This is a genomic window from Pseudomonas sp. 05N434 (assembly GCF_056396965.1).
In genome coordinates, this window is sequence record NZ_JBFTMK010000575.1 from 1 (window position 1) to 3,177 (window position 3,177).

Consider the following 3,177-nt stretch of genomic DNA (forward strand, 5'->3'; position numbering starts at 1 on the left):
ACCGGATGGTCGAAGAGCAGCGTAAGGTTGCTGAACTTCGCACCTTCCTGGACGAGATCTACAACCAGATCGGCGGTCGTAACGAAGATCTGGATAGCTTCTCCGACCAGGAAATTCTGGATCTGGCGAAGAACCTGCGTGGCGGCGTTCCAATGGCCACTCCAGTGTTCGACGGCGCCAAGGAAAGCGAAATCAAGGCCATGCTGAAACTGGCAGACCTGCCAGAAAGCGGCCAGATGCAGCTGACCGACGGCCGTACCGGCAACAAGTTCGAGCGCCCGGTTACTGTTGGCTACATGTACATGCTGAAGCTGAACCACTTGGTAGACGACAAGATGCACGCTCGTTCTACCGGTTCGTACAGCCTGGTTACCCAGCAGCCGCTGGGTGGTAAGGCGCAGTTCGGTGGTCAGCGTTTCGGGGAGATGGAGGTCTGGGCACTGGAAGCATACGGTGCTGCTTACACTCTGCAAGAAATGCTCACAGTGAAGTCGGACGATGTGAACGGCCGGACCAAGATGTACAAAAACATCGTGGACGGCGATCACCGTATGGAGCCGGGCATGCCCGAGTCCTTCAACGTGTTGATCAAGGAAATTCGTTCCCTCGGCATCGATATCGATCTGGAAACCGAATAACACGTGACGCGAATCGAGAGCGGGGCAGGATTGCCCGCTCTCTGCTCCGCCAGGAGGAAAGGCCTTGAAAGACCTACTGAATTTGCTGAAAAACCAGGGTCAAGTCGAAGAGTTCGACGCCATCCGTATTGGATTGGCATCGCCTGAGATGATCCGTTCGTGGTCGTTCGGTGAAGTTAAAAAGCCGGAAACCATCAACTACCGTACGTTCAAACCTGAGCGTGACGGCCTGTTCTGCGCCAAGATCTTTGGCCCGGTAAAGGATTACGAGTGCCTGTGCGGTAAGTACAAGCGCTTGAAGCACCGTGGTGTGATCTGCGAGAAGTGCGGCGTTGAAGTCGCGCTGGCAAAAGTTCGTCGTGAGCGCATGGCGCACATCGAGCTGGCCTCGCCAGTAGCCCACAYCTGGTTCCTGAAATCGCTGCCGTCCCGTATCGGCTTGCTGATGGACATGACCCTGCGTGATATCGAGCGCGTTCTCTACTTCGAGAGCTACGTCGTTATCGATCCAGGCATGACCACCCTTGAAAAGGGTCAGCTGCTCAACGACGAGCAGTACTTCGAAGCGCTGGAAGAGTTCGGCGACGATTTCGATGCCCGCATGGGTGCCGAAGCTGTCCGTGAACTGCTGCACGCTRTCGACCTGGAACACGAGATTGGCCGTCTGCGTGAAGAGATTCCGCAAACCAACTCCGAAACCAAAATCAAAAAGCTGTCCAAGCGTCTGAAGTTGATGGAAGCCTTCCAGGGTTCCGGCAACCTGCCAGAGTGGATGGTGCTGACCGTTCTGCCGGTTCTGCCGCCAGATCTGCGTCCACTGGTCCCATTGGATGGCGGTCGTTTCGCGACTTCCGACCTCAACGATCTGTATCGTCGAGTGATCAACCGTAACAACCGTTTGAAGCGCCTGCTTGATCTGTCCGCTCCGGACATCATCGTGCGCAACGAAAAGCGTATGTTGCAGGAAGCCGTCGACGCACTGCTCGACAACGGTCGTCGTGGCCGCGCTATCACCGGTTCCAACAAGCGTCCTCTGAAATCCCTGGCTGACATGATCAAGGGTAAGCAAGGTCGTTTCCGTCAGAACTTGCTCGGTAAGCGTGTTGACTACTCCGGTCGTTCGGTAATTACCGTAGGTCCGACCCTGCGTCTGCACCAGTGCGGTCTGCCGAAGAAGATGGCTCTCGAGCTGTTCAAGCCGTTCATTTTCGGCAAGCTGGAAATGCGTGGTCTTGCTACCACCATCAAAGCGGCCAAGAAGATGGTTGAGCGTGAGCTGCCAGAGGTTTGGGACGTTCTCGCTGAAGTGATTCGCGAACACCCGGTTCTCCTCAACCGTGCACCGACCCTTCACCGTCTGGGTATCCAGGCGTTTGAACCTGTACTGATCGAAGGTAAGGCTATCCAGCTGCACCCTCTGGTCTGTGCTGCGTACAACGCCGACTTCGACGGCGACCAAATGGCCGTGCACGTACCGCTGACGCTGGAAGCCCAGCTGGAAGCGCGTGCGTTGATGATGTCGACCAACAACATTCTGTCGCCAGCCAACGGTGAGCCAATCATCGTTCCTTCGCAGGACGTTGTATTGGGTCTGTACTACATGACTCGTGAAGCGATCAACGCCAAAGGCGAAGGTCGTGTGTTCGCGGATCTGCAGGAAGTTGACCGTGTGTTCCGTGCCGGCGAAGCCGCGCTGCACGCCAAGGTCAAGGTGCGGATCAACGAAACCGTGAACGATCGTGATGGCGGCAGCGTGACCAACACTCGTATCGTCGACACTACCGTCGGCCGTGCGCTGTTGTTCCAGGTTGTGCCAAAAGGTCTGTCCTTCGACGTCGTCAACCTGCCGATGAAAAAGAAAGCGATCTCCAAGCTGATCAACCAGTGCTACCGCGTGGTTGGTTTGAAAGAGACCGTGATCTTCGCTGACCAGTTGATGTACACCGGTTTTGCCTATTCGACCATCTCCGGCGTTTCCATCGGTGTTAACGACTTCGTTATCCCGGATGAAAAAGCCCGCATCATCGGTGCCGCCACCGACGAAGTGAAAGAGATCGAAAGTCAGTACGCCTCCGGCCTGGTAACCCAGGGCGAGAAGTACAACAAAGTGATCGACCTTTGGTCCAAGGCGAACGACGAAGTATCCAAGGCGATGATGGCCAACCTCTCGAAAGAGAAAGTCATTGACCGCCATGGCGTCGAAGTTGACCAGGAATCCTTCAACTCGATGTACATGATGGCCGACTCGGGCGCACGGGGTTCTGCTGCGCAGATCCGTCAGCTCGCCGGTATGCGTGGCCTGATGGCCAAGCCGGACGGTTCCATCATCGAAACGCCGATTACTGCGAACTTCCGTGAAGGTTTGAGCGTACTTCAGTACTTCATCTCTACTCACGGTGCTCGTAAAGGTCTGGCGGATACCGCGTTGAAAACTGCGAACTCCGGTTACCTGACTCGTCGTCTGGTAGACGTGGCGCAGGATCTGGTTGTGACCGAGATCGATTGCGGTACCGAACATGGCCTGGTAATGACTCCGCAC

At 55.9% G+C, this 3,177-nt stretch carries 2 protein-coding genes; both read left to right on the plus strand.

Annotation, left to right across the window (positions count from 1 at the left end; all coding sequences use genetic code 11):
* Positions 1-638, plus strand: a 638-nt coding sequence (locus AC1DLB_RS26080; protein ID WP_477785917.1) for a DNA-directed RNA polymerase subunit beta, incomplete at its 5' end; no start/stop codon positions are given.
* A 64-nt stretch (positions 639-702) separates the two neighbouring features.
* A partial coding sequence (gene rpoC, locus AC1DLB_RS26085) for a DNA-directed RNA polymerase subunit beta' (protein ID WP_477785918.1) occupies positions 703-3,177 on the plus strand: 2,475 nt, incomplete at its 3' end.